The organism is Pseudomonas sp. HMSC076A11 (assembly GCF_001810205.1).
Classification (GTDB): Bacteria; Pseudomonadota; Gammaproteobacteria; order Pseudomonadales; family Pseudomonadaceae; genus Pseudomonas; species Pseudomonas aeruginosa.
The window spans coordinates 1-7,972 of record NZ_KV800312.1 but is presented as its reverse complement, the minus strand read 5'-3'; the positions used below and the strand labels follow the sequence as shown (position 1 = coordinate 7,972).

Below are 7,972 nucleotides of genomic sequence, written 5' to 3'. Positions count from 1 at the left end.
CCCGAGGGAAGGGCGGACCGGGAGTGTCGCCGGTCCGCCAGGGAGTCAGGAGTGCTTGGGCGCCGGCGCGTGGCTGCCGCACAAGTGGCTGCGGTCGTTGCGGCTGAGGATGTTGAACAGCAGGTTCAGCACCACCGCCCAGATCGCGGTCATGGCGATGCCGCTATGGGTGATCGGCTCCATCCAGACCGGCAGGCGGGCGAAGAAGTCCGGGCGCACCACCGGCACCATGCCCATGCCGATGCTTACCGCCACCAGCAACTGGTTGCGGCGGTCGGTGATGTTGGCCTCGTGGAGGATCTGGATGCCGCTGGCGGCGACCATGCCGAACATGGCGATGCCGGCGCCGCCGAGTACCGCCGGCGGGATCGAGGCGACCAGGAAGGCGGCCTTGGGCAGCATGCTGAGGAGGATCAGGAAACCGGCGGCGGCCACCGTGACGTAGCGGCTGCGCACCCCGGTCATCTGCACCAGGCCGATGTTCTGGGCGAACGAGGAATGGGTGAAGGTGTTCAGGAAACCGGCGAAGAACGAGGCGCCGGCGTCGCAGAGCAGGCCGCGGCGCAGTTCGGTCGGGGTGATCTCGCGGCCGGTGATCTTGCCCAGGGCGAGGAACATGCCGGTGGACTCGACGAAGATGATCACTACCACCAGGCACATCGACAGGATCGGCGCCAGGTCGAAGGTCGGCGCGCCGAAGTGCAGCGGGGTGACGATGTCGAACCAGGGGCGCTCGGCCAGACCGCCGAGGTCGACCATGCCCATGCCGCCGGCGATCGCGTAGCCCAGGCCCATGCCCATCAGCACCGAGATGTTGACCCAGAAACCGCGCATGAAGCGGTTGATCAGGAGGATGGTGCAGAGCACCAGGCTGGAGAGGAACAGGAAGTGCAGGGAGCCGAAGTTTTCCGCGCCCTTGCCGCCGCCGGCCCAGTTGATCGCCACCGGGAACAGGCACATGCCGATCGAGGTGATCACCGTGCCGGTCACCAGCGGTGGGAAGAAACGCACGATGCGCGACATGAAGGGGGCGATGAGCATGCCGAAGAAACCGGCGGCGATGGTCGCGCCGAAGATCCCGGTGATGCCCACGCCGGGCATCCCGGCCATCGCCACCATGCTGCCGACGGCGGCGAAGCTGGCGCCCATCATCACCGGCATGCGGATGCCCATCGGGCCGATGCCCAGCGACTGGACCAGGGTGGCGATGCCGGCGACCAGCAGGTCGGCGTTGATCAGGAAGGCGATTTCCTCGCGCGAGAGGCCGGCCGCCTGGCCGACGATCAGAGGCACGGCGACGGCGCCACCGTACATCAGCAGCACATGCTGGAAGCCCACCAGCAGCAGCTGCGTCAGCGGCAGGCGCTGGTCTACGGGCGAGTCGGGGATGCGGCGATCAGTTACCACGGACATGCAACACCTCAGGCGTTTTTATTGTTGTCAGTCGCAGGCGGACACCGGAAAAGGCAGGTTCCGGCGGCCGGGTATTTCTGGCCGAACATCCACCCCAGGCTTCAGGGCGATGCGGTGGGGTGTTTTATATCCCCGTTGTGTGCTCGATTCAATCGATTTTTTGTATACAAAGTAATTTTTTGTAGTTGACCAATCGGTCTACTACAGGCTTTCCAGAGCTGCTTCCACTGTATCCATAGAACTGGCGCCGGCTACCCCCGGGACGCCCGGCGGTGTACGACATTGGTCGGATAGCCGACGTGCTCTAGCCGCTGGGAGTTTTCAGCGACCCCTACCTCAGTGGGCACAAGCCCGGTGCAGCAAGGCCTTGAACCCTGTCGCCCGGGATCAGCCATGGGTCTTTGCGGAACGCCTGCTTGCATTGGCGACTACAAGCAGCGACGTGCGCGAGAGCAACCGGCTATCTGAGCGCCAGTAGATCCTGGCGGCAATGGAGACGCTCAACGAGCAAAGAGAATGCCGCCAGCGCTTGCTGGAGTGCACAACGGCAGACTGGCCAAGGTGCCAAGGCTCTGGGCAGGTCATGCTGGACAAGAAGCCGGCGGAGTTTTCCTGAGCGTTCTACAGGAGAGGCACGAAGGAGGTCGCCGAAGTCGTTCGGCATATCGAACGTCCCCCTTTTTCAGTTTTCGGCAGCGCCCAACGGGCCACTGGCAATCAGGCTGGCACCACAAGCTGTTTTCATCCCATGTAGCGCGACCGGGACCCCATTCACATCCAGCAGGGCGCTACCTTCGGTAATGGGGAAGGTTCCCTTGCACAAGGGGCAAACCACTTGGTGGCCTACACCGGCCATCGGCTTGCCGTTGAGGTCGGTCTGGGCGAACGCCTCAATCACCGTGCCTCCATGGCTGGTGGTGTCGCCAAGGCGAATGATGTCCATCGCGGGTTGCTCCTATAGGTCGTCCAGCCAGCTGTCTTTTGGCTTCAGGCTGGAGAGGAATTCCTCATAGACATAGTGATCACCGAGCGTTTGGCCGCCAGGCGTAGCGGGTTTCGGAGCAGGGGAAGGACCGGCATTTCCGCCACGTGGCGATGAAGACGTCGGGCGCACGCGAATCGAATCGACAATGGTGTCCCACAGTTCCAATGCTTCTTTATCCGATTTGAAGGCAGGGGGCGGTGGTTTACCGTTTTCATTGCTGCGTTCCAGTACCGCCAGTCCCGCAGTAAGATTGGGCTCGGTTAGCGATTCCTCCTTGCCTTGAACCTCCCACATGAAGGTATAGCCGCGCTGCCCCTTATCGCTTCCCGCAACCAGATACTCCTCTCCGGGAAGGCTCCCGACAGGATGCTTTCCTTTTCTTAATGTTTCCATACCTGCAAACGTGGAGAGCATGTTTTGCACGAAGCCGTCGACTCGCTCAAGAAGGCTGTTTAGCTCAGCTCCCGTGGAGGAGCGGAATTCAAAGCGCGCGCCGGGGTGCTCAGGGAAAGTGACTCCCACTCCAAACCTCTCCACTTGAAAACTATCCCCTGCAATATAAGCGTGGTCGATGCAAAAGCCCGGCTCGCTGGGGATTTCTTTTGGCGCGCGAGAACGTAGATTTCGAGCTAAAGCCCTAGATATCTCCACAGCATGTTGCTCTCTGTCTACCGAAACTTTCCCTTTCCAACGATAGGCATGCCACGTAGGCTTAGATGTAACATAGGTATCCAATAAATAGGTTTTAGAGGCAACCTCTGAAGACCAAGACAATAAACCTACTGATTCATTGCCAAAGTCAATTTTACGAAGAAACATGTTACCTTTGGATTTATGTCTCTGAGTCCTCCACTCTTGTTCAAGACGATCAACCCTGGCTGCCAGTTCGGTAGGTTTATCATCTAAGTACTCAATTCTGTCTCCCCATAGGTAGTATCCGGCATTGATTACCGCGTCAGGTGGCAGATCAATCAGAAAGCGACCAAAGCAATGAGTAATCCATCCGGTCTTGTCCATGGAAGAGCTCCGAGAAGAAGAAAACGAAGTGCAACTGGTCATGCTGGTCAAGACCACCACTCCAAGTACAGCAAGCAACCGACGGGGATGCATCATGTCCCTCCTTTGTCATTAGGATGCCAATCCGCCAACTGGGTGATTTTGATCACCCCATATAGCGCTGCCCATTGAGCACGAGCATCGTTGTAACTCTCCTGGTGCTCATAGCCCCGTTTGGTATTGGCCTGTCCCTTGCCCTTGCTGCCATGCCGAAAGCTGGCCTTGACGCCCGCCAGGGCAGGCGCCTGGCCGGAGTCGGTCGGTACCGTTTCGTCACCTCCGCTACCGGAAGCGTCCAGAGGATTTCCCGTCTCCAGCGGACCCTGCACTATGGTGGGCAAGCCCCGGCGGAACCAACTGTTGTAAGTGCCGTTCTCATCGTCGTTGAGTGTGGCACCGGGGGTCTCCAGAGGGGTAGGGTCACCCTTCCAGATCAGGTCGCGCCAACTATGGCGGCTATCGTCAGCTCCGTAATGGGCATAGGTCTCTGAGTGATATCCTGCTGCTGACAATTCACCATGAAAATTAGCAATGCTATCTATCAAGTCTTCAAAGTTATCACGGGGGCCAACTCTTAAACCTTCTTTTTTGTCTGACATGTCCAGATATTGTGAATTTTGCTCAGGCACCAATCCATACCACGTAGTGTTCTTGTATATCTCTTCATAAGGGTCCTGATTCTGCGGATAAGCCCGAGGCTTTCCATCGATATCCTTGAGCACCTGCCCCTGCGCGTCGCATAGAAACAGCCAGGGACGCCCTTCCCGGTATTCCGCGCTAGGGGCCAATTCCAGCGCGCCGGCCGAATTGGCGACAATGGCTGTCACTTCACCGGCATTTCGCCCCAGCACGACCTGTGCGATACCTTCATAGCCACAGCGCATATGATGGTAGATGGTCGAGGAACCTGTCGCAGGTTGTACGCCATGCACCACCCCCAATACGCGCTCATAGCCGTGCAACTGCGTCAGGGCGCGAGCCACCAGCCCTCCCATCGAATGGGTGACCAGAATGACCTTCATACGTCTCACCTGCTCGGGATCGAGACCGCACTCCTTTTGGTAGAAAGGCAACACGGTATTCTCGATATAGTCGCGTACATCCAGCGCCGACTGCCGGTTGGACTGTAGCCAGTTATAGCCGGCGCACCAGACATCGAACTGGTATCGGCTGGCCCTGAGCAATTCGTCTTCATCGATCGGCCCAACCTTTCCCTGCTCCTCACCCTGATCTCCAGGAGGAGAGAGGGCTTCGTCATTCCACCATGCCTGGAGTTCCCGCCGGCTGACGATGTTATCCAGTCGCCTCTCCATTAATCCCATGACCGGGTTATACGCACTGCGCATGACCTTGCCCCAGCCGCGCAGGCGGGCAGCTTCTTCGGACAAACCAGATTGACCGACATCGATCGTACCCTGGTCATCGACTTCTACTTGCTCAGCCTTCAGGAGCTCCTGACGGGCCTTTGGACCCCTCCAGGCCCAAGTCCACAACGCACCGATGGAGGCAAACAGGTCATCCATGGGCCACAGACCATTCGGCGGCCTCCAGACCTCGCTTTTATCTGCCTTGTTGCGCAGGTTGGTTCCCATGATCCCCGGAATGAAGATCACCGGCAGGGGAGCGGTCTGCCGAATCAGTGCCACCTTTTCGCTCTGGTTGTCGGTACGGGTCAACTGCGCCTTGTAGACAGGCCGTCCCAGACCGTCGCGAGAGCGAGGGATGATCACATCCTGATTCGGCTCGAGCGGTTCGCTGCTCATGTGTTGGACTCCGTGTCGCTGTTGTGACTGCTCTTGCCCAGGATGCGTATCTGCACCGGGTCCATGGCCAGGTGTTGTTGCTTGGGTAAACGGCCCTGGCTGTCGGTCATCAGTTTCACCACACCACCATCGCCTCGTATCACTTCAACGGCGATATTGGGTAACGGCTCCAGCGTGGCTTCGTCGCGCAGGACATACCGGTCATCGAACGGTGTCGAATCCCAGGCGTTGAAGCTGGTCGATGCATGAGCGGGACCGACATGACTGTGCTTCGCCGCCTTGACCACGAAGTTGCCGGGCATGCCCAGCTCGATGTTGCCGCCCTTGAGGGTCAGGTAGGCGCCGCCGCACATCAGGGTGATGTGCTCCTTCGCGGTGACCAGCACGTGCTGCTGGCTGGCGCTGACCTCCACGCTCTGCTCGGCTTCCAGGCGGATGTCGTTCTTCTGCGCCTGCAGCAGCATCGGCCCCTGGTGGGTGATCTGGCGCAGCTCGCCGCCCTGGGCGAACAGGCCGATGTCGCTGCCGGCGTTGATCACCACCTTCTGCCCGGCGGTCACCTGCTGGTTCTGCCGGGCCACGCTGTCGACGTGCTCGCCGGCGGCCAGGGTCAGGCTCGCCGGCGTCGCCGCGGCGATCCCTGCCGGACCGCTCAAGGCGATCGCCGGCTTGCCTCCGTTGCTCTTGCCGGACTCGTCGTTGGCGCCGTGGCCGAGGTCGCGCACGGCTTCCTGGAGGGTTTGCTGCGGCGCCGCGTCGTGCCCCACGCCCTGGTGCTCCCCGGCGTAGTCGCCCAGCTCGCGGGCCAGCTTCAGCGCCGCCTCCAGCACCTGCACCACGACGCCTCGGTCGAGATGGCCGGCGCCGGCCCTGAGCTGCTCCTCGGTGCTCAGCAGCAGCCCCTTGGCCGCACGCACCGCGCCATGTTCGTCGGTGCGCAGTTCGAAGCCCTCGCCGCGCGGCTTGCCGCCTTCGGGCCGAGGATGGGTCAGGTAGCCCAGGTGCAGCGCGCTGGCACCGTGGTCGCTCATCAGCGCCGCACTGATCTGCGCCGTGGTGTCGTCGATGCGCAGCTCGTTGGCCCGGCTGCCCTTGTACTCCTTGCTCTTGATGGTGCTGAGGATCTTGTGGTCGGGCAGCGCGTAGGGCGGTCGGTTGGTCGCCCGGTAGGTGCGCCCGGTGACGATCGGCTGGTCGCAGTCGCCGTCCAGGTAATCGACGATCACCTCCTGGCCAATCCGCGGGATCGCCATGTGCCCCCAGTCGGCACCTGCCCAGTTCTGCGCGACCCGTATCCAGCAGGTACTGAATTCATCGTGACGTCCCTCGCGATCCCAGGGGAACTGGACTTTCACCCGTCCCCACTCGTCGCAATGGATCTCTTCCCCTGCCGGGCCGACTACCGTCGCGATCTGCGGACCATCGATACGCGGCCGAGGCAGCGGTGCGGGACGCCATTCGACGTCCTCGGGTACCAGTTCGGCGCGCAGGTCGTAGCTCACCCCCAGAGGGGCGTCGGCGGACTCTTCCTCTTGGCCGGCATACTGGGTGCCGCGATGGACCACCCGCACCGGCCGCCACCAGGCGTTGAAGTCGGCACGCGGATGACCTTCCAGGGCAAAGGCGTGGCCCGGGATCAGCCGCGGGTCGTCGCCGCTGACCGATGCCACCCGTGCATCGCGCCGATGTCCTCTGAGGCGGCTTTCGCTGAAAGGCCGGCCCGCGCCGCTCCGCTTGTAGCGACCGGGGTAGTCGTAGCGCTCGTAGGACGAGTCCTGATGCTCGAGCGCCTCGCCAGCGAGATGATGCTCCTGGTCGTAGGTCGGGCGCTTGAAGCTGTAGTCCCGCTGGGTCTGTCGAGCCGTACGAACATTTTCGCTGTAGCGGAAAGAATGAAGCACCGGCTGCGGGTTGTCGCCCTCCGGCTGGGCGCTGAACAGCACCGGGCCGCCGGCGATACGCTCCTGGACGTAGAGCCGGTCGCTGCAGACCAGGGTGTGGCGGTGTTCGTCGAAGCGGAAGTAGTAGACCAGGCCTTCCTCGAAGGCCAGCCGGTCGTGCAGGTAGTGATCGCTGTCGCCGGCCTGCACGCAGTATTCGCGCGGCAGGTGCTCATGGTAGATGCGCTGTTCGTAGTCGAGCACCCGGTGTTCCTTGAGCAGCGCCTGGAGAATCTCCGGAACACTCTTCTCCTGGAAGATCCGCCAGTTGCAGCACAGCTCCAGGCGCGCCAACTGTGGTTCCAGCAGCAGTTCGTAGCGGGTCCGGCGAAAACCCGAGCTGCCTTGGGTGAAGTGGCTGACGATGCCATGGACGTAGCGGGCCGGACGGCCGTCCTGCCAGAGGGTGAAGGTGCCCGGCTGGTCGAGTACCTGCTTGAAATCGATGGCGTTCTTGTCGCTGGCCAGCTTCAGGCTCAGGCGGAAAGGCTCGCAGAGCGCTTCTTCCAGTTCGAACTCGACGACATCGAACGCAAGGTTCCCTTCGCCAACGACGAAGGTGAATTTCAGGTCTCTTTGACGCATGGATCGTTCCCTGTTCCGGGTGGGCAGTTCCTTTCCAATCCATTGGAGGAGCAAGCCACGTTACTCTTGCTCAGCCGGCGCCGAAAGTCTTTGGCTCTGTGTCGATTTCGCGAAGTCGCGGACATTTTCGGCTCGACGGAGAACCGGCCGCACAGGTGTACGACCGGTGTGCCTGTCAACTCACCCTGCCACCGGCGAGCGCCAGTCGTCGGAGCCGGAGGTGCCGGAGA

5 protein-coding genes are annotated in these 7,972 nt (G+C 61.4%); all 5 read right to left on the bottom strand.

Features of this window, described 5'->3' with window-relative positions; genetic code table 11:
- Nucleotides 1-45: 45 nt before the first annotated feature.
- The 5 genes from HMPREF2716_RS17785 to HMPREF2716_RS17765 all read right to left on the bottom strand — a co-directional run bounded on the left by HMPREF2716_RS17785 (nt 46) and on the right by HMPREF2716_RS17765 (nt 7,742).
- Nucleotides 46-1,413: a nucleobase:cation symporter-2 family protein gene (locus HMPREF2716_RS17785; protein ID WP_023518531.1), complete on the bottom strand. Its 1,368-nt coding sequence runs from the start codon at nt 1,411-1,413 to the stop codon at nt 46-48.
- A 682-nt stretch (nt 1,414-2,095) separates the two neighbouring features.
- Nucleotides 2,096-2,356 carry a PAAR domain-containing protein gene (locus HMPREF2716_RS17780; RefSeq protein ID WP_003122926.1) on the bottom strand — a complete coding sequence of 87 codons (261 nt, stop codon included), beginning with the start codon at nt 2,354-2,356 and terminating at the stop codon, nt 2,096-2,098.
- Between the two features lie 12 nt (nt 2,357-2,368).
- On the bottom strand, nt 2,369-3,511 hold the full coding sequence (locus HMPREF2716_RS17775) for a T6SS immunity protein Tli4 family protein (protein ID WP_031628198.1): 1,143 nt from the start codon (nt 3,509-3,511) through the stop codon (nt 2,369-2,371).
- Nucleotides 3,508-5,217, bottom strand: a complete 1,710-nt coding sequence (locus HMPREF2716_RS17770) for an esterase/lipase family protein (protein ID WP_004348969.1) — start codon at nt 5,215-5,217, stop codon at nt 3,508-3,510. Before HMPREF2716_RS17770 ends, HMPREF2716_RS17775 begins: the two co-directional genes overlap by 4 nt.
- Nucleotides 5,214-7,742 (bottom strand): type VI secretion system spike protein VgrG2a, encoded by a 2,529-nt coding sequence (locus tag HMPREF2716_RS17765; RefSeq protein WP_023518532.1) that lies wholly within the window; start codon nt 7,740-7,742, stop codon nt 5,214-5,216. Before HMPREF2716_RS17765 ends, HMPREF2716_RS17770 begins: the two co-directional genes overlap by 4 nt.
- Between the last annotated feature and the right edge of the window lie 230 nt (nt 7,743-7,972).